Below are 19207 nucleotides of genomic sequence, written 5' to 3'. Positions count from 1 at the left end.
ATTATTTCTTTATAAAGCAGGGTTGGCGACAATACCTGCTTTTTTTGTAATATTGAGGCAATGAATTTAGAAAACAATTTGATATTTGCTAAAGCGCAGGATGACGCTGATGAATTGAAAGATTTTAGAAAACAATTTTTATTTCCAAAACACATTGATAAGGAATTTATATACCTATGCGGTAACTCTTTAGGTCTTCAACCTAAAGTAGCAAAAGAGGTTTTAAATAGCCAGCTAGATAACTGGGCGAACTATGCTGTAGAGGGTTGGTTTGATGGTAATGAACCATGGATGTTCTACCATAAAGAACTTAAAAAGTTAATGGCTCCAATAGTTGGGGCATCTCCTGATGAAGTTTGCCCAATGAATACGCTTACGGTAAATCTGCATCTTTTGATGGTTAGCTTCTACCAGCCAAAAGGGAAGCGATTTAAAATTATTATGGAAGGAGGTGCTTTCCCATCAGACCAATATGCCATAGAAAGTCAGGTGAGATTTCATGGATTTGACCCAAGAGATGCGATTGTAGAGGTCTTTCCTCGTGAAGGCGAAGATGTACTTAGGACGGAAGATATTTCAGCTAAAATCCAAGAAAACGGTGATGAGATAGCATTGGTTCTATTTGGAGGAATTAATTATTACACAGGTCAATGGTATGATATGGAAATGATAACCAAGGTTGGTCACTCAGTTGGTGCAATTGTAGGTTGGGATTTGGCTCACGCTGCAGGTAATGTTCCTGTAAAGCTTCACGATTGGGATGTCGATTTTGCTTGCTGGTGTTCTTATAAATATCAAAATTCTGGCCCTGGAGGAATCAGCGGGATTTTTGTTCACGAAAAACATTTCGGAAATAGTAAATTAAATCGCTTTGCTGGTTGGTGGGGCTACCAGGAAAATAAACGTTTTAAAATGCAGAAAGGTTTTGTTCCTGAAGCTGGTGCAGATGGTTGGCAAATTAGTTGTACGCAGGTAATGCCGATGGCTTTACATCATGCGTCACTTCAAATTTTTGAAAAAGCTGGGTTTATAACACCATTAAGAATTAAAAGTATAGCTTTAACAGAATACTTAGAATTTATTATAAATCAAGTAAATAAAGAATTAGATATAGATCAATATAAAATAATTACGCCACAAAATTCTAAAGATAGAGGTGCTCAATTATCCATCATTGCAAAGCAAAAAGGAAAGCAAATTTTCGATGGATTGATTGAAAGTCACATCTTAGGAGATTGGCGAGAACCAAATGTTATACGTTTAAGCCCTGTGCCGCTTTATAATTCTTTTGAGGATGTTTATTTAACCGGACAGGCATTATTGAAAGTTAGTAAGCAAATCCTCAAATCAAATTAAACCATCAAAATGATCAATTATAATCCAAAAGATTGGTTCACATTCATATTTCACGTTCATAAAGGAGATACGATTCGTAAGTTATGGCCACTAATGCTGAGTGTTTCAGTTTTTTCTGCTTTTGTAGCTTTTTTAGAATTGAATGTTTTTAAGCTCTCGAAAAGTGATTATGTGAGCAATATTGGCATGATGCATAGTCTTTTAGGCTTTGTGATATCAATGCTGCTTGTGTTTAGGACGAATACATCGTATGATAGATGGTGGGATGGACGAAAACTTTTAGGAGCACTAACCAATGTAAGCAGGAATTTCGCAATGAAAATTAAAGCATTAAAACTTTCTGATGAAGATGTCCGTTTTTTTGAATATGGAATTCCAAAATATGCTTTTGCTTTAAAAGAACACTTGAGGGAAAAACTTTATTTTGGTAAAAATAGTTTCTTAATCGAAGTTGAAGCAGGGAAACACATTCCAAATCAGATTGCAGGAAGTATGATTTCAAAATTGTATGACTTAACCACGAAAGGGCTGATTTCACAGGAGCAGCTTATCGTTTTAACAAATGATGTCAATCAATTTACTGATATCTGTGGAGGCTGCGAGCGGATTAAAAATACGCCTATTCCTTTTTCCTACAGTGCATTTATAAAGAAATTTATATTCATTTATGTGTTATCTATACCTATTGGATGGGTATTCAGTTTGGGCTATTATTTAGTGCTAATTGTTCCTTTTATCCTTTATGTATTAGCGAGTTTAGAGCTTATAGCTGAAGAAATAGAAAACCCATTCGGTGAAGATGCAAATGACTTGCCTGTTGACCAAATTTGTAATAATATTGAAAAACATGTCGAAGAGATTTTAAATTAATGATTAAAATTGCCTGGCATCCGTTATACGCACATCCTCTGCCCGAAGGACATCGTTTTCCGATGTTGAAGTATGAATTAATCCCTGAGCAGTTATTGCATGAGGGAACGATTGAACAAAGCAGTTTATTTAGCTCAGAGCCTGTTGCCGAAGAAATTATTCTTTTAACGCATGAAGAGAAATATTGGCAATCATTAAAAAATTTAACATTATCTACAAAAGAACAACGTCGGGTTGGTTTCCCATTAAATCCTAAACTTGTTGAACGGGAGCTGATGATTACGCAAGGCACAATTGATGGTACAGAGTTTGCTTTTGAAAATGGAATTGCATTTAATGTAGCAGGCGGAACACATCATTCGGGTAGTAATTGGGGTGAAGGATTTTGTTTATTAAACGATCAAGCTATTGCAGCTAACTTCTTGCTAAATAAAAAATTAGCTAATCGTATCTTAATTATTGATTTAGATGTTCATCAGGGAAATGGAACGGCAGAAATCTTCAAAAATGATTCAAGAGTATTTACATTTTCAATGCATGGTGAAAAGAATTTCCCATTTAGAAAAGAAATTTCAAGCCTTGATGTTCCTTTGAATGATGGTGTTGAAGATGAGGAGTATTTGAGCTTACTGGAAATTAATTTGAATATAGCTTTTGAAAGATCGAAACCAGAGTTTGTTTTCTATTTGGCTGGAGTTGATGTACTTTCTACAGATAAACTTGGCAAATTATCTTTAAGTAAAGCTGGATGTAAAGAAAGAGATAAGCTTGTCCTTCAATCTTGTAAAATAAAAAATTTACCATTACAAGTAAGTATGGGCGGTGGATATTCTACAGATATAAAAGATATCGTTGATGCACACTGCAACACTTACAGATTGGCTTTTGATTTATTTACTTAAAATTTGTCTTTAAAAATATCATTACCTTCGCCGCATGCTCGAGATAATTTATCAGGATGAACATTTAATTGCTATTAATAAACCACACGATTTGTTAGTTCATCAATCATCAATTGCAAGGGATGCTAAAGAGTTTGCATTGCAGCTATTGCGTGATCAGGTTGGTAAGAAAGTTAGTCCGGTACATAGATTGGATAGAAAGACTAGCGGTATATCGTTATTTGCTTTTGATAAGATATCCGAAATATCTATGCAACAGCAATTTATGAATGCTGAAACGAATAAAAAATACTTAGCTATTTTACGTGGTTTTACACCTGATTTAATGGATATCGATTACCCTTTAGCAAAAGAAAATGGAACGATACAGGATGCTTTTACATCATTTAAAACAATCCAAAAGGCTGAAATAAATATTCCACTTGGAAAACACGCAACATCAAGATATTCTTTAGTCGAAGCTACACCTAAAACAGGTAGAATGCATCAGTTAAGAAAGCATTTTAGTCATATTCTCCATCCAATTATTGGCGATAGAACGCATGGCTGTAACAAACAAAATAAGTTTTTTTTAGAGCATTGGAACATGACAACTATGTTATTACATGCTTCAGAATTAAGTTTCATTCATCCTAAAACTTCTGAGAAAATTCATTTAAAAGCAGATTTACATGATGAGTTTAAAAGAGTAATGGATTTTATGAAAATAAAGCGGTAACACAATTTTTGACTTGAAAATCTGTTTATAAAACATCTATGAATAAATACTTACGTTTAGCTTTTCCGGTTTTAATGCTTTTTGCCAGCAGTTGTTCTTCAGTTTATATGCCAAATGTTCCAAATACGCCAATGCTTAGCAAGCAAGGCGAGTTTAGTGGAGGCGGACACATTTCGCTTAAAGGAAATGCAAGTATTAACGGAGCTTATGCGGTTTCCGATCATATTGGAGTTCTTTTTAGCGGTTCTACAATGAGTAATGAAAGAAAAAGTAAAGATTTTGGTCATAAATTAATTGAAATAGGAGGAGGTTATTTCGATACTTTCGGACCCGATAATAACCGAATTATTGAGATTTACGGTGGTGTTGGAAAGGGTTGGAGTGATATTACTTTTAGAGACTATAAAGATGATGTTTTAATAAGTAACCAAGTTCAGGAAGTTGATTACAGAAAAGCTTTCTTACAAGTAAATTATAGCTCTAAAAGAAAAAATAATTTACGACTTTTTGGAACCGATTTCCCTATAAACTACGGAACTGCATTGAGGATTTCTCACATTACAATGGATAGATTTTTTATAAATAATGTTGTTCAGCCTAAAGAAGACAATATTTTCTTCGAACCCATTTTCTTTACACGTATGGGCTTAAGTAAAAATATACAACTTCAATATACAACAAGTAGTAATATTGGCTTAAAAAGCAGAAAATATATGTCTGCTGGTAATTCCATTTTTACAATTGGTGTTGTGGTTAATGTTGGAGGAAAATAGACACTCTTCATTACGAGTTAAGAAGCAATCTATCCTGCAACAAAGGACGCTTTTACCCCGCAATGATGAAGTGGTTATAGATTGGGTATGGGAATCTTCAAATTCAAAGCCTTGGTTTTATTTTGAAACCTCAGAAATAATAGGATAGAGGCAGTTAACAAACCAAAAGTTAGTCCATACCAAATTCCATATACGCCTAAGTTAAGTTTAAAACCTAATAAATATCCAACAGGAATTCCGACAACCCAGTAAGCTAGGAAAGTTATAAAAGTTGGAACATTTACATCTCCTAAACCTCTAAGAACCCCTAAGCCAACAACTTGTGTTCCATCAAATAGCTGAAAGAAACCAGCTATAATTAGCAATTGAGCAGCGATCGGAACTACGTGTAAATCTTCAGTATAAATGAAAGGCATGAAGTTATGAGCCAAAATGAATATTATTGCTGTGCAGCTCATGAATAATAAAATTACATGGTAACTTGCAATGGCCGATTTTCGCAAGTCGTCGAAATTATTTTTTCCAAAATTGTTTCCGGTTTTAATGGTCGCTGCAGAAGCTATGCCACTTGCAATCATGTAAGTCATAGCAGCTAAACTTATCGCAATCTGATGTGCCGCCTGTTCAACTGCGCCAATTGTGCCAATTAAAACTGCCGCACCACTAAAAGCACTAATTTCAAAAGAATATTGTAAAGCTACCGGTGCGCCAATTTTAATAATTTTAATTGTCCTTAACTTATCAATTAAGTTCATTTTGAAATTTACCAGAAATTTTTTAAAGTTTTGTGATTTCAAAACATATATTGCCATTACAGTAGCCATTAAAAGCCTGTCGATAAGCGTACTCCACCCAACACCCCTAACCCCCATAGATTGGAAACCGAACATGCCTTTGACAAAAATGATTCCTAAAATAATATTAAGTGCATTACCCCATATAGAAATAAACATGGCCTGTTTGGTAAAACCAAGACCTTCTGCAAATTGCTTAAAGGTTTGAAAAATCAATAATGGGATAATGGAAACTGAAAGCAAGCCCAAATACGGTTTAGCATACTTAACAACAGCAGGCGTTTGGTTCAAATGATCTATAATCAACAAAACACCAAAATGCACCAAAGCGTAAAGAAATATACCAACTATGATATTGATAATTAAGCTATTAGATAAAAGCTTGCCGCATTCATCATAATTCTGCCGCCCATTCTCCTGTGCAATTAACGGCGTTAATCCATAAGAAATGCCCAAGCCAATCACCAAAATAAGGATAAAAATGCTATTCACTAAAGAAACAGCTGCAAGTTGAGTCGTATCGGTAAAATGCCCAACGATAACACTATCTGCCATTTGAACCAATGTATGTCCAATTTGCGAACCAACAATTGGTAAGGCTAAATGAAGATTTTCTTTATAATAGGGCTTATATTTGGCGTAGATGGTAGCGAGCATAGGAATGCAAAGTTCGGATTTTTAATCCTAAAATGTTCATTTCGTACTATCTTTTGCTAGATCTATATAAGTTTTCGCCAATTTTCGAATATTCATTCTTTATGAATAAATTGAGTAAAAATCTATCTTACAGCTGTAAAATATTCTTCTTTCTCGGTTGTATTGGTTCTAATTACGTTAGTTAAAATTAAATTGACTAATATTTTTTGTGCCTTTCGATAAGAACAGCGCAAAAGTTTTGAGAACTCTTTAAGCGTTACTTTTTCATGCTCATCTAAATATTGCAATAGCTTTTTCTCATTATCAGAATAGGAGATAAGTACACCTGAATTTTTATGGTCTTGTTTTAATACCTCTAATATTATTCTACTTGCCAAAACACTTTTATCATCAATCCTAATATATGCCCACCATTTTTTATTGTCGTCTAAAGCATAATGTGGTTTGGTATCGCTTTCAGGAATATTTACGACTAAAACCAATTTATCATCAACATAAATTTCTTCGAAATATGGTTCTATTGCAGGTTTACAAAATTGATGTGCAGAAGTAAGTATCATGTATTTTTCTTCTTCTTCTGATTTTACGCCTTTAATTGTTCCATCATCGGCTACGCCAACTAAAAGTTTGCCCCCTTTATTATTTGCAAATGCTACGAGGCTTTTTGCAATTTTTTCGGTATTGGTTATGGTTTTCTTAAAATCGAGCCTAACACCTTCACCTTGCAAAATCAAATTTTTTATACTGGGCATAAAACATCTTAATAAGCAACCGTTGGCGTTTCGCCCTGGTGCAGGTTACGGATATAAACTTCGTTCATTACGGTAGCACAAAGCTCACCGCTTTTATTTGTAATTTCCATTGGATATGCTTTTACAAACTTACCAACCGATTTTAATGCCAATTCGGCTTCTGCAATCATTTCATCAGTAACATTTATTGTAAAATACAAATTTCCCCGACCAGGTTTTAAATATTGTATCGAAGCACTTTTTAACCAAACCCTAACTTTTAAACCTCTACGTTGCATTAACTGGTCGAACAATAACGCATAAAATGGATCTGTAGCGGCATATATAGTTCCACCAAAAATAGATCCGTTATAGTTTTTGTTTAAAAAGCTTTTGCTAATTTTTACTGTAGCAGTTTTAAATTCATTCTCAAATTTTTGCACCCAAATGCGCTGGAAAAATAAGGGCGGATATAAGCGCATGACCCATTTTAAAGTATTTTGAGAAATAATCATATATCACTAATATCAGAAAGATTTACCACCTTTTAAAGTTTTAAGGATGATGTTGAGTAATATTTTAGTAAATTACAATTATGCACGTCTATGATACAGTTACTGCGGCTTTAAAAGATTTAGACAGTCGAGGCTATAATTTAGATTTTAATTTAACGCCGGAAGCTTTGGAATGTAAAGAGATAGACTTACGCTTAATGCCAGAAGAGTTTGAAATTGATGAAGTTTACCGTTTTGAGGGAATGACAGACCCTGCAGATAGTTCTGTTGTGTATGCTATATCCTCTAAAGTTGGTAATTTAAAGGTTGTTTTAGTTGATGGCTATGGTGTTTATGCAGAAAATGTATCACCTGAATTGTTAAGCAAACTGAAAATTCATCATGAATAAATATTATAATAAACTGCTAATCTGGTTATTGTGATTTTTTTTTACTTTTTTTATTTAAATATTTAAAACCAAATGGTAACAAGGTTGTTAAGAATGCAGATAACAATAAAAAAAACTATGAAAAAAATAATCTTAAGTCTTGCTTTCGCTGGCACATTGATGGTAGCCACTTCAGCATGCAATTCGTCAAAAAACATGGCTGGTTCTTCAGATAGTACAATGATGGATTCGACAAAAGCAACAACACCGATGGATACAACAAAAACAACAACTCCACCGGATACTTCAAAAACAACAATGCCACCCGATACAACAAAAAAAATGCCTCCAATGTAGGCAGATAAAAGCCACTCTAAAAACTAGAGTGGCTTTTATTTTTTAATATCTGTTTTATTTATTTAGGCTTATTTGTACTTTCAAACAATTAAACCAAATAATTAGATGGATTCCCGATTAAAAGCAAACAACCGCAATGTTATCTTCCTCGTTATTGTAGCCGCACTAGGTTACTTTGTGGATATTTACGATTTAGTTTTATTCTCAGTTGTTCGCGTTCAAAGCTTAACAGAAATTGGTGTATCCGCAGAAAATATGCGGAAAGATGGTTTTACGATAATCAATTCTCAAATGTTTGGCCTTTTACTGGGTGGCATACTCTGGGGCGTTCTTGGCGATAAACTCGGTCGGATAAAGGTTCTTTTCGGCTCTATTTTATTATATTCTTTAGCAAATATTGCTAACGGTTTTGTAACATCTGTTAATAGTTACGCTATTATAAGATTTATTGCGGGCATTGGACTCGCAGGAGAATTAGGTGCCGGAATTACGCTTGTTGCAGAAACAATGGATAAGGAAAAGCGTGGTTATGGAACTATGATTGTTGGGGCGATTGGTTTACTTGGTGCTGCAGTTGCCGCTACAGTCGCATCTAAATATACCTGGCAAACCTCTTATTTTGTAGGTGGCGGAATGGGTTTGGTTCTTCTTTTATTACGCGTTGGTACTTTTGAATCAAGTATGTTTAAACATGCGGCTAAAACAGAAGTATCTAAGGGTAATATTTTCATGCTTTTTAATAATAAAAAGCGTTTTTTAAAATATTTGTATTGTATCCTTATTGGTATTCCGCTATGGTTTGTTGTTGGTATTTTGGTAACATTAGCACCAGAATTTGGCAAAGCATTAGGTGCAACTGAACCTTTAAAAGCAGGAACAGGCATTATGTTTACCTATTTTGGTATAGCCATTGGCGATGTGGTAACAGGTTTACTATCTCAGGTTTTAAAATCAAGAAAGAAAACAGTTTTTATTTTTCATTTGCTTTCTGTAGTTAGTGTTATTGTTTATTTAACGAGTTTTGGTTTAAGTAGCAGTTCTTTCATTTGGATTTGCCTGTTTATGGGTTTCTCAGTTGGTTATTGGGCAACCTTTGTAACAATCGCTTCAGAGCAATTTGGCACTAATATTCGTGCAACGGTTACTACAACCGCACCAAACTTTGTTAGAGGAGCATTAATTCCCATTACTTTCCTTTTTGAATATTTAGCTGCAAAATATAGCTTAATTACCGCTGGTTACTTAGTTATGACTATTTTAACCTTAATTGCTATTTTTGGCTTAAGCCAGCTAAAGGAAAGTTTTAATAAAGATTTAGATTATTTGGAAGAATAATTTTCAGTTCTAAACTGTCAATAAAATGTATTATCTAAACTTAAATGAATTTAGCTGGGTTAATAGCTTTAAATTTGTAATGATTTAAGGAATTGGCCATGTTTAAGCAAGAAGTAGCAGAAAGGTATAAGCAAATACAGGATGAGATTTGCAGGGGATTAGAAATTGCTGATGGCAAAGGGACATTCGAAGAAGAACTTTGGGAAAGAAATGGTGGGGGAGGCGGACGTACTCGAATTATGCAAGGTGGTTCAATAATCGAAAAAGGTGGTGTTAATTTTTCAGCTGTTTACGGTAAACTACCCGAAGGGGTAAAAAAAGCATTTAGTGTTACCGAAGATGATTTTTTTGCAACTGGCGTCTCAATTGTAATTCATCCAAATCATCCTTTAGTACCAATTATCCACATGAATATTCGTTATTTCGAGCTTAATGAAGAAACTCGTTGGTTTGGTGGAGGGATTGATTTAACACCTCACTACGTTTTCGAAAATGATGCTCGTTTTTTCCACCATAAATTAAAGCAAGCTTGCGATGATTTTAAACCAGAATTCTACCCAAAATTTAAAACTCATGCTGATGATTATTTTTACATTAAACATCGTGAAGAAACCCGGGGTATTGGTGGCATTTTTTATGACAGGTTAAAACCCGATAACACTAATTTAACATGGGAAGAAATTCTTGATTTCTCAATTAATGTCGGCGAAACATTCTTGCCAATTTACACAGAATTAATCGATAGAAATCGCGATAAAGAATTTACAGAATTGCAAAAAGAGTGGCAATACCAGCGCCGAAGTCGTTATGTAGAGTTTAATTTAGTGTATGATTCAGGAACAAAGTTCGGATTGGAAACAAATGGCAGAATCGAATCTATTTTAATGAGTTTACCGCCACAGGCCAATTGGGGTTATAATGTTCAGCCCGAAGTTGGTTCAGATGAGCATAAAACTTTACAAGTGCTTAAAAAAGGAATAAACTGGATTTAAAATAAAGTTAAGGGCTGTTCTACCAAATGAAAACCTGCCTTTAAATTGCCAGTTCTAAAATCGTTCACAATTTCGTGGGCCATTCTGGTTGGTTCAGGTATTCTATAGTTTCCGATACATTTTTTCATAACCGCTAATGCTTGCTCGGAAGTAATTAATTGCCCTGCTGATATATAAACTGGTTTATTATTATCCTTAGTTCTTAATGCATAACCCAAAGTTTCTCCATAGCTTTTAATTTCTTCAAAACTATATTTAGATTTTCCAGGTAAATGATTATCGCCATGTAAAATGCTTTTGGCACATCCAATTGTGGGTTGATTTGCCATAATCCCAAAATGTGAAGCAACACCCATACGGCGAGGATGCAGAATTCCGTTTCCATCAAGCACTACAACATCCGGTTTAATTGCTATTAATTCCCAAACTTTTAATAGCGCAGGAACCTCTCTAAAGCCTAAAAAACCTGATTCGTATGGAAATGATGTTTCATAATTTTCTAACGCAAATGCTTTCAAAATCATTTGAGGGTAACTCAATATTACAATCCCGGCGTACATCGTGGTACTATTTTTATTGAATGAAATGTCGGCACCAGCGATTGTAAAAATATTTTGAAGATTTTGAAGTTTTAAATGCTTTGCTAGTTTTATTTGTAATGCTGTAGCATCTTCTAATGAAAAGTTATCATACATCTACTTATAACAAAAGAAATGGGCAAATAGATTCTAATTTTTTATAATGGAAATTTGAAAAATAGATTAGTAGATTTCTAAAGTTTTCTGTTGTTTATATACGTTCAATCCAATCCAAATAATTCATTTATATTTGTCTTATAATTAATATTATGTTAAGTTGTATTTATTAATGCTTAAAATATCTCTTAAATTCCACAACGTAATTATAGTTCTTGTAATTTTCGTTTCAAATCCTGCACTTTATCTTGTGCATTTTTACGAGTGTAAATTTCTATTAGTAACTGAACAGTTTGCTTATCATTAGGATTAATTTCATTAGCACGAAGTAATGCAAACTGAGCTCTATTAATCAATGAATCATATTGATTTTTTTTCTCAGTATCCGTATTTTTATAAGCATCATTTGCTGTATTCAGATAAGCTAATCCTAACTGATATAAAGCATCAAAGTAATTTTGATCAGTTGCTAAAGCTTTGTTATAAGCTAATATTGCGGTTGGATTGTTTCCTTCAATTTGTTGCAGATACCCATAAAGAAAAAACAAAAGTTTATTGCTTTTTTCGACATTTAGGTTATTTTCAATTAAACTTTGTGCTCTGGTATAGTTTTCAGTATCTAATAATAAATTAATATAATCATTTGTTAGATAACGATTATAAGGATTAAATGCCAGCCCATCCTCTAGAATTTTAATTGCATTTTGATTATCTGATTTTGCTACGTACAACTGAGCCATTTTCTGGTATACAGCAGGATTTTTAATACTATCTTCTTTTGCTCTTTTAAAATATTTTAAAGATTCATCATACAACTGAACATTTTGAGCACAAATTGCAGTATTTAAAGCTAAGGTAGAATCGCCTGGAAAGTTATCGCTAGCTTCTCTTAAATCATCTAAAGCCTCTTTAAAATTGTTGTTAAAATAAGATAGACTACCTCTCTCCTGTTTCTTAATCAAAATGTTATGTTCTGATGCTTTAATTAGACCCGATGGGTCTTCATATTTATCCAAACTCTTAGCTTTTTTTATGGCTACTTCTGATGTATCGAAATATTTAAAAGAAGAAGATTCATCTGTTTCTATTATAGCAGCATAAGAAGTTAGGTAAGATTTTATGGCCCAGGTTTCTGTCCAGTTTTTAGTTTTATTATCCTTTTCTGCAGATTCTATTGATTTTAAACCTTCTGTTATAATCCCTAACTGCTTTTTAGGATCTTCCTTACCTGCAAATGATGCCTGTAATTTCCCCACTGCATTACGTGCAATTAACATCTGACTTTTCTGAGCAAATCCTTTGTAAGAAAGTATAATCAATAAAAAAATTAGTATTCTTGAATAATTTTGCATGATATATTAAAATGTTGTTGTTGTAAAAATAACATAAAAAAAAGAGCCCCGAAATTTCAGAGCTCTTTTTTTAAATTTAACGATTACTATTGTTTAGGTAAAGCATCTAAACGTTTCTTTATTTCATCATAATTTTTTGTATCATTTCTAAATGCATAGATGGTTTTCAGTGTTTCTAAGGCACCAGCATTTTTTGCATCAACATCAAGTGCTTTTTTATAAAATGGGACTGATTTATCTAATAAAGCATTCATCTTTGTTGTAACTTCATTAAATTCTTTAACTTTTTTAGCATCTATTTTATTACGGTCTGCTTGCAATTTAAGTGCTTGCGAGAAATAAATATTCCCTAATAAAACTTGGTAAGCAGCATTATTTGGCTCTTTAGCAGCTAACGAAGTTAACATTTGCTCTGATTTTGCGGCATCTCCTTTATCAATATAAATTTGTGTTTCAGTTTTGATAAAATTTGGTTCATCAGGAAATTTTGTTGAAGCTTCTTTTATCAATGCTAAACCTGCCACAGTATCTTTTTGTTTACTTAAAACGATATTGATTAATTCTGAATACAATTCTTTAGATTGAGGAGAATTTAGCGAAATTACCTTTTTAAATTGTGTTATTGTATTAGGATAATCATCAAGGTTTCTTGCCGAAATTCCAGCATTTAAATACATTGCAGTATCTGAAGGATTGATTACAGTTGCCTGCACAAACTTACTATAGGCAGTTTTATAATCTTTTTTATTGTAAGCCATAACACCTGCATTTCTAACTGCATTGGAAATGTTGGTTTCGGCTAAAGTGATATTTTCTTTTTCTGCACCTTTTGTATCTAATGTTTTCGCTTGGGCAACAGCATCAGTTGCGATTTTTAGATTTGCATCAGAATTTTGTGCATTTGTGGTATCAATCAATGCAGCTGATGAAGCAAATAATGCACGGTAAGACCATGCTTCAGGCATTATTTTCGATTTTTCATCAGCAATTGCCTTGTCGGTGTGTGCTAAACCAGCAGAAATTGTTTCCAATTTTTTTGCTAATGGAATTGAAGCACTTTGCCCCGTAATCTGAAATATTCCCCAGGCTTTTTTTGCCTCTGTAACTTCACCTTTCTGAGCAAATGCAAAGGTTACTACACCTGCTAAAATTATACTTAGAACTACTCTTTTCATAAAATTATTATTCTATTCTTAATTATTGGATTAATTTTCGTCTTCTTCTTTAGTATCTTCTGAGTTGCTTTCTTCTTCAGTATCATCAGCTTCTGAAGTGGTATCTGCTTCTATTTCTTCTCCATCTACCACTAATACATCTGCTAAATCTACTGTTTCTTCTTCATCTTCTTCATGATCAATTTTGGTAACCGATGCAATTTCATCATCGCCTTTAAGAGAAATTAAACGAACACCTTGCGTTGCACGTCCCATTACCCTTAATGCTGATACAGGAATTCTTATTACAATTCCTGAACGATTAATAATCATTAAATCTTCGCTATCAGTAACGTCTTTAATTGAAACTAATTGCCCGGTTTTTTCAGTTACATTAATTGTTTTTACACCCTTACCACCACGGTTTGTTACACGATAATCTTCTATATCGGTACGTTTTCCATATCCTTTTTCTGATACTACTAACACCGTAACCTCAGGATTGTTTATCGCAATCATACCAACAACCTCATCTTGGTCGTGTGCAAGCCTAACACCGCGTACTCCTGTAGCAGTTCTTCCCATCGGACGAACAGTTTTTTCGTTAAAGCGAATTGCTCTTCCTGAGCGTAAAGCCATTACAATTTCACTTTCACCATTGGTTAAACAAGCCTCTAACAGTACATCGCCTTCATTAATGTTGATTGCATTTATACCATTTACACGTGGACGAGAGTAAGCTTCCAGAGAAGTTTTCTTTATGGTGCCTTTTTTGGTACACATAATAATAAAGTTATTCTCTAAATATTCCTGATCCTTAAGGTTTTTGACTTTGATATAAGCCTTAATTTTTTCTTCTTTAGGAATATTAATTATATTTTGGATTGCCCTTCCTTTACTTGTTCTAGAGCCTTCAGGAATTTCGTAAACCCTTAACCAAAAACATCTGCCAGCCTCAGTAAAGAAAAGCATATAATTATGATTGGTAGCGATTAGCATGTGCTCAATAAAATCTTCATTTCTTGAGTTACTACCTTTTGATCCTTTACCACCTCTACCCTGCGCTCTAAATTCGGTTGCTGGGGTACGTTTTACATATCCTTCGTGAGAAATGGTAATTACAACTTCTTCATCATCGATGAAATCTTCCATACTCATATCTTCGGCCGAGTGAACGATAGTTGTTCTACGTTCATCACCAAATTTCTGGCGTATATCTGCCAATTCATCTTTAATAATCTGCATACGCAAACCTTCGTCAGCTAAAATAGATTTCAAATGCTCAATAGTTTTCATTAATTCAGCATATTCATCTTTAATTTTATCTCTTTCCAGTCCAGTTAAACGGCGCAAAGTCATATCTAGAATCGCACGAGCCTGAATATCGCTCAAGCCAAACTGTTCCATTAATCCAATACGGGCTTCATCAGGTGTTTCCGATGCACGAATTAATTTAATTACTTCATCTAAATGATCTAGAGCGATTAGGTAACCTTCTAAAATGTGCGCACGTTTTTCAGCCTCTGCTAATTCGTATTTAGTACGGCGAACAATTACATCATGGCGATGATCTACAAAATGCACAATTAAATCTTTAAGATTTAGCATTTGCGGACGACCTTTTACCAATGCAATATTATTTACACTGAAGGAAGTTTGTAAAGCGGTATACTTATATAAGTTATTTAAAACGATTGATGCATTTGCATCTCGTTTTATTTCATATACGATTCGGATACCATCTTTATTTGATTCATCACGAATGTTTGAAATACCTTCTAATTTTTTCTCGTTAACAAGTTCAGCAGTACGCTCAACCATATTAGCTTTGTTTACCTGGTAAGGAATTTCGGTAACAATAATTACTTCGCGATCCTTAATATTTTCAATTTCGGCTTTAGCACGCATAACAATACGGCCACGACCTGTTTCAAATGCTTCTTTTACACCAGTATAGCCATATATAATGCCGCCTGTTGGAAAATCAGGAGCTTTTACAAACTTCATTAATTCCTCAATCGTGATGTCTCTGTTATCGATATAACTTACAACACCATCTATAACTTCTGTTAAGTTATGTGGTGCCATATTCGTAGCCATACCTACCGCAATACCCGATGAACCATTAACCAAAAGGTTAGGGATTTTTGCTGGTAAAACAGTTGGTTCCTGTAAGGTATCATCAAAGTTTAACTGAAAATCTACAGTATCTTTATTGATATCGGCAAGCATTTCCTCCGCAATTTTAGCGAAACGTGCCTCCGTGTAACGCATTGCGGCAGGCGAATCACCATCAATGTGACCAAAGTTTCCTTGCCCATCTACCATAGGGTAACGCAAACTCCAATCCTGAGCCATACGAACCATTGTAAAATATACCGACGCATCACCGTGGGGATGGTATTTACCTAAAACCTCACCCACAATACGGGCAGATTTTTTATGTGGTTTATTGCTTGTTACACCTAAATCGAGCATGCCATATAAAACGCGGCGGTGTACCGGTTTCAATCCATCGCGTACATCGGGCAACGCCCTTGATACAATTACCGACATTGAATAGTCAATGTAGGCCGATTTCATCTGCTCTTCAATATTTATTTGAATGATTTTGTCGTTTTGCTGATTTTCTAAATCTTCTGCCATAAATTATTATTCTCGCTATTAAAACGATATTAAAAAAGGTATTATTATAACCTTGCGAATTTAGCAAAATTATGCCGAATTAAGGCATTGTGGAAAAGTTTTGACTATTGAGGTAGGTTTTGAGATAGCTGCTTTTTTATACGTTCTTACAGTGATGTTTAAATGATTTTAAACCATTCATAATCTTGATTATTTACCAATTCTTATTCTAAGTGATTTAAATAAAATCTTAATTTAATATTGTTTCTGATACTTTTGTGTATCAATCAATTTAGCAATGGCCGAACAAAAAAAATCAGCAATGATATTTATCATGATAACTCTCCTGATAGATTTTACAGGTTTTGGAATTATAATACCTGTTTTACCCAAGCTAATACAAGAATTTACAGGCGGTAGTGTTAGTGTTGCTGCAGATTATGGAGGCTATTTAATGGTAGCATTCGCTTTGGCGCAATTTATATTCTCACCAATTATGGGTGGCCTTAGTGACCAATATGGCAGAAGACCAATTTTATTGTTCTCATTATTTGGTTTAGGGATAGATTATATTTTCCTGTCGTTTGCACCATCAATTTTTTGGTTATTTATAGGAAGAATAATTGCTGGTGTAACTGGCGCAAGTTTTACAACGGCAATGGCTTACATTGCCGATATTTCGGAACCTGAAAAGAAAGCTCAAAACTTTGGCTTAGTTGGTGCAGCTTTCGGGGTTGGTTTTATTTTGGGCCCGGTTATAGGTGGTTTATTCAGTACATTTGGATTAAGGGTTCCTTTTATGATATCAGCAGGTTTAGCATTAATAAACTGGCTTTATGGCTATTTTATTCTTCCAGAATCTTTGTTGCAAGTCAACCGGAGAAAATTTTCATGGAAAAGAGCTAATCCGATTGGTTCGTTTATTAATGCATCAAAGTACCCTGCAATATTAGGCTTACTTGCTACGCTCCTATTACTTTATGTAGCCAGCCACTCAGTTCAATCAAATTGGTCTTATTATGTTATCGAAAAGTTTCAATGGGATTCGACAATGATTGGATATTCTTTAGGTGTTGTCGGTTTATTAGTTGCAATAGTTCAAGGAGGATTAATAAGGGTAATTATCCCAAAAATTGGAAATAGAAAGGCAATTTATTTTGGACTGATTTTATATATTATCGGCTTTTTTTGTTTCGCCTTTGCTGCAAATGGATTAATGATGATGCTATTTATAATTCCATATTGTTTAGCTGGTATCGGCGGACCGGCAATGCAAAGTATTATTTCTAATCAGGTTCCAGAAAATGCACAAGGAGAAATCCAGGGGATTACCACAAGTTTACAGAGTTTAGCTGCTATTATTGGTCCTTTTTTAGCGAGTCACATTTTTGTATATTTTATACAGGATGGCACACCAATTTATTTTCCCGGAGCACCATTTATTTTGAGTGCATTTTTAACATTGATTGGATTGTTTATTGCGATTAGAGCCTTAAGAAAGTATCATTAAAGCAACTCATTAGCCAAATTAGCCAGCTCACTCCGTTCTCCTTTATGCAAAGTTATATGTGCATAAAGTGGATGATTTTTTGCATTTTCAATTAGATATGATAGGCCATTACTTTCCGAATCCAAGTAAGGTGTATCAATTTGATAAATATCTCCTGTGAAAACAATTTTAGTATGCTCCCCTGCTCTGGATATAATTGTTTTCACCTCATGAGGGGTTAAATTTTGTGCTTCGTCAATAATAAAAAAAATCTTAGTTAAAGTTCTGCCTCTTATAAAAGCTAACGGTGCAATTGCGATTTTTTCTGTTGTTATTAATTCATCAATCTTTGCAGACATCTTATCGTCGCCAATAAATTGTTCTTTAATAAAACGAAGGTTATCCCAAATGGGCGCCATAAAGGGATCTGTTTTTGATTTAGCATCGCCTGGTAAAAAGCCAATATCCTTATTGCTTAAAGAAACAATCGGTCGGGTGATGTAAATTTGTCTAAAATCTCTCCGCTGCTCTAATGCACTGGCTAATGCTAAAAGCGTTTTACCTGTTCCAGCATTCCCTTGAATACTTACTAATTTAATATCTGGATTTAGTAAAGCATGAATAGCAAAAGCTTGTTCAGGATTTTTAGGCTTTATTTTAAATATTGGCTCAGATGAAACTGAAGAAACGGTTTTTTGAACATGATTATAAAATACATTAACTGATTTGCGCTTATTTTTAAGAATGTAAAAATGATTTGCTGTTCTTGGAGGCAGTTCTATATCATTCGAATCTAGAATTCGATTCATTTTCAATTCATCAATTGCGGTTTCAGAAAAGTTTAACAATTCCGTTTTACCTGCATAAAGCTCATCAACATTTTTAATTTTACCGGTTTCATAATCTTCTGCATTTAAATTAAGTGCTTTTGCTTTTAAACGCAGACAAATATCTTTTGATACCAGAACTACCTTATTATCAGCATTTTCTTCTTTTAAACTTAATGCAGCATTTAAAATTTTATGGTCAGTTTTTCCTTTTCCATAAATTTCTTCGGCATCGGTTTTTAAAGGCTTTTCGTTTAAAACAACCTTAAACTTACCCGAATTTGGTGCTTTAAGGGATACCCAATCGCTAATTAGTTTTTGTTTTGAAACCTGGTCTATTAGTCGGATAAAACTTCTGGCTTCAAAATTCCGTGTATCGTTCCCACTCTTGAAATTATCCAATTCTTCTAAAACCTGAATTGGGATGGCTACATCATGTTCGTGAAAGTTATTTATCGCATCATGATCGTAAAGTATTACGGAAGTATCTAAAACGAAAATTTTTTTTGATGAATTGGAGACCGATTTAACTTTTTTAGCCATTCTGTAAATTTAGGATTTCTTTAGTAAATCACCAGCTAAAAAATTTTCTCGCAATGGATACAGAAGTTTTCTGCGTAATCTGCGGGAGAGTATATTGGAATTGCAAATGAAAAACCTCCCGCTGAACTCACAGACTTACGCAGAAATTCAGCTT

General features: G+C 34.0%; 18 protein-coding genes. 10 read left to right on the top strand and 8 right to left on the bottom strand.

The features are described 5' to 3' along the window. Window positions 1-60: 60 nt before the first annotated feature. Genes kynU through IEV50_RS10865 form a run of 5 tightly spaced genes read left to right on the top strand, consistent with a single transcriptional unit; the run spans window position 61 to window position 4619 of the window. Window positions 61-1356, top strand: a complete 1296-nt coding sequence (kynU, locus tag IEV50_RS10885) for a kynureninase (protein WP_188414076.1) — start codon at window positions 61-63, stop codon at window positions 1354-1356. A 9-nt stretch (window positions 1357-1365) separates the two neighbouring features. After that, the gene (locus IEV50_RS10880; protein ID WP_188414074.1) at window positions 1366-2226 is read left to right on the top strand and encodes a bestrophin family protein; all 861 of its coding nucleotides are present in this window, start codon (window positions 1366-1368) and stop codon (window positions 2224-2226) included. Next, the gene (locus tag IEV50_RS10875; RefSeq protein ID WP_188414072.1) at window positions 2226-3128 is read left to right on the top strand and encodes a histone deacetylase family protein; all 903 of its coding nucleotides are present in this window, start codon (window positions 2226-2228) and stop codon (window positions 3126-3128) included. The genes IEV50_RS10880 and IEV50_RS10875 overlap by 1 nt, the downstream gene beginning before the upstream one ends. A 34-nt stretch (window positions 3129-3162) precedes the next feature. Beyond that, window positions 3163-3846, top strand: a complete 684-nt coding sequence (locus tag IEV50_RS10870) for a pseudouridine synthase (protein WP_188414070.1) — start codon at window positions 3163-3165, stop codon at window positions 3844-3846. 38 nt (window positions 3847-3884) lie between these two features. Next, window positions 3885-4619, top strand: a complete 735-nt coding sequence (locus tag IEV50_RS10865) for a hypothetical protein (protein ID WP_188414068.1) — start codon at window positions 3885-3887, stop codon at window positions 4617-4619. 74 nt (window positions 4620-4693) lie between these two features. Here the strand turns inward: IEV50_RS10865 and IEV50_RS10860 are convergent, their stop codons facing one another. The 3 genes from IEV50_RS10860 to IEV50_RS10850 all read right to left on the bottom strand — a co-directional run bounded on the left by IEV50_RS10860 (window position 4694) and on the right by IEV50_RS10850 (window position 7316). After that, window positions 4694-6070, bottom strand: a complete 1377-nt coding sequence (locus IEV50_RS10860; protein ID WP_188414066.1) for an MATE family efflux transporter — start codon at window positions 6068-6070, stop codon at window positions 4694-4696. Window positions 6071-6192: 122 nt separating this feature from the next. Beyond that, window positions 6193-6822 (bottom strand): AlbA family DNA-binding domain-containing protein, encoded by a 630-nt coding sequence (locus tag IEV50_RS10855; protein WP_188414064.1) that lies wholly within the window; start codon window positions 6820-6822, stop codon window positions 6193-6195. An 8-nt stretch (window positions 6823-6830) separates the two neighbouring features. Beyond that, a complete protein-coding gene (locus IEV50_RS10850) occupies window positions 6831-7316 on the bottom strand; it encodes a PaaI family thioesterase (RefSeq protein ID WP_188414062.1) in 486 nt (161 codons plus the stop codon). An 80-nt stretch (window positions 7317-7396) separates the two neighbouring features. On the opposite strand from IEV50_RS10850, the gene IEV50_RS10845 reads away from it, so the two are divergent. The 4 genes from IEV50_RS10845 (at window position 7397) to hemF (ending at window position 10368) form a co-directional block, all read left to right on the top strand. Next, window positions 7397-7705, top strand: a complete 309-nt coding sequence (locus IEV50_RS10845) for a phosphoribosylpyrophosphate synthetase (RefSeq protein ID WP_188414060.1) — start codon at window positions 7397-7399, stop codon at window positions 7703-7705. A gap of 117 nt (window positions 7706-7822) precedes the next feature. After that, window positions 7823-8041: a coproporphyrinogen III oxidase gene (locus IEV50_RS10840; RefSeq protein WP_188414058.1), complete on the top strand. Its 219-nt coding sequence runs from the start codon at window positions 7823-7825 to the stop codon at window positions 8039-8041. A gap of 105 nt (window positions 8042-8146) precedes the next feature. Next, window positions 8147-9376 carry an MFS transporter gene (locus tag IEV50_RS10835; protein WP_188414056.1) on the top strand — a complete coding sequence of 410 codons (1230 nt, stop codon included), beginning with the start codon at window positions 8147-8149 and terminating at the stop codon, window positions 9374-9376. Window positions 9377-9474: 98 nt separating this feature from the next. Then, complete coding sequence (gene hemF / locus IEV50_RS10830) at window positions 9475-10368, top strand: oxygen-dependent coproporphyrinogen oxidase (protein WP_188414054.1); 894 nt, start codon at window positions 9475-9477, stop codon at window positions 10366-10368. Here hemF and IEV50_RS10825 read toward each other — a convergent pair. The 4 genes from IEV50_RS10825 to gyrA all read right to left on the bottom strand — a co-directional run bounded on the left by IEV50_RS10825 (window position 10365) and on the right by gyrA (window position 16215). Continuing rightward, window positions 10365-11063 carry an endonuclease V gene (locus IEV50_RS10825; RefSeq protein ID WP_188414052.1) on the bottom strand — a complete coding sequence of 233 codons (699 nt, stop codon included), beginning with the start codon at window positions 11061-11063 and terminating at the stop codon, window positions 10365-10367. The genes hemF and IEV50_RS10825 overlap by 4 nt on opposite strands. A 206-nt stretch (window positions 11064-11269) precedes the next feature. After that, entirely contained in the window at window positions 11270-12415 is a 1146-nt protein-coding gene (locus tag IEV50_RS10820; RefSeq protein ID WP_188414050.1) for a tetratricopeptide repeat protein, read from the bottom strand. A gap of 86 nt (window positions 12416-12501) precedes the next feature. After that, window positions 12502-13590 (bottom strand): tetratricopeptide repeat protein, encoded by a 1089-nt coding sequence (locus tag IEV50_RS10815; protein WP_188414048.1) that lies wholly within the window; start codon window positions 13588-13590, stop codon window positions 12502-12504. A 30-nt stretch (window positions 13591-13620) separates the two neighbouring features. Then, window positions 13621-16215 (bottom strand): DNA gyrase subunit A, encoded by a 2595-nt coding sequence (gyrA, locus tag IEV50_RS10810; RefSeq protein ID WP_188414046.1) that lies wholly within the window; start codon window positions 16213-16215, stop codon window positions 13621-13623. A gap of 277 nt (window positions 16216-16492) precedes the next feature. Between gyrA and IEV50_RS10805 the strand changes: the two genes are divergently transcribed. Beyond that, window positions 16493-17704: a TCR/Tet family MFS transporter gene (locus IEV50_RS10805; protein ID WP_188414044.1), complete on the top strand. Its 1212-nt coding sequence runs from the start codon at window positions 16493-16495 to the stop codon at window positions 17702-17704. On the opposite strand, the gene IEV50_RS10800 is transcribed toward IEV50_RS10805, so the two are convergent. Then, window positions 17701-19053, bottom strand: coding sequence for a PhoH family protein (locus IEV50_RS10800; RefSeq protein ID WP_188414042.1), 1353 nt, complete (start codon window positions 19051-19053; stop codon window positions 17701-17703). The genes IEV50_RS10805 and IEV50_RS10800 overlap by 4 nt on opposite strands. Window positions 19054-19207: the final 154 nt, after the last annotated feature.

Source organism: Pedobacter mendelii (genome assembly GCF_014635725.1).
Classification (GTDB): domain Bacteria; phylum Bacteroidota; class Bacteroidia; order Sphingobacteriales; family Sphingobacteriaceae; genus Pedobacter; species Pedobacter mendelii.
The sequence above is the reverse complement of the archived record's forward strand: the minus strand, read 5'-3'. Positions and strand labels throughout refer to the sequence as shown.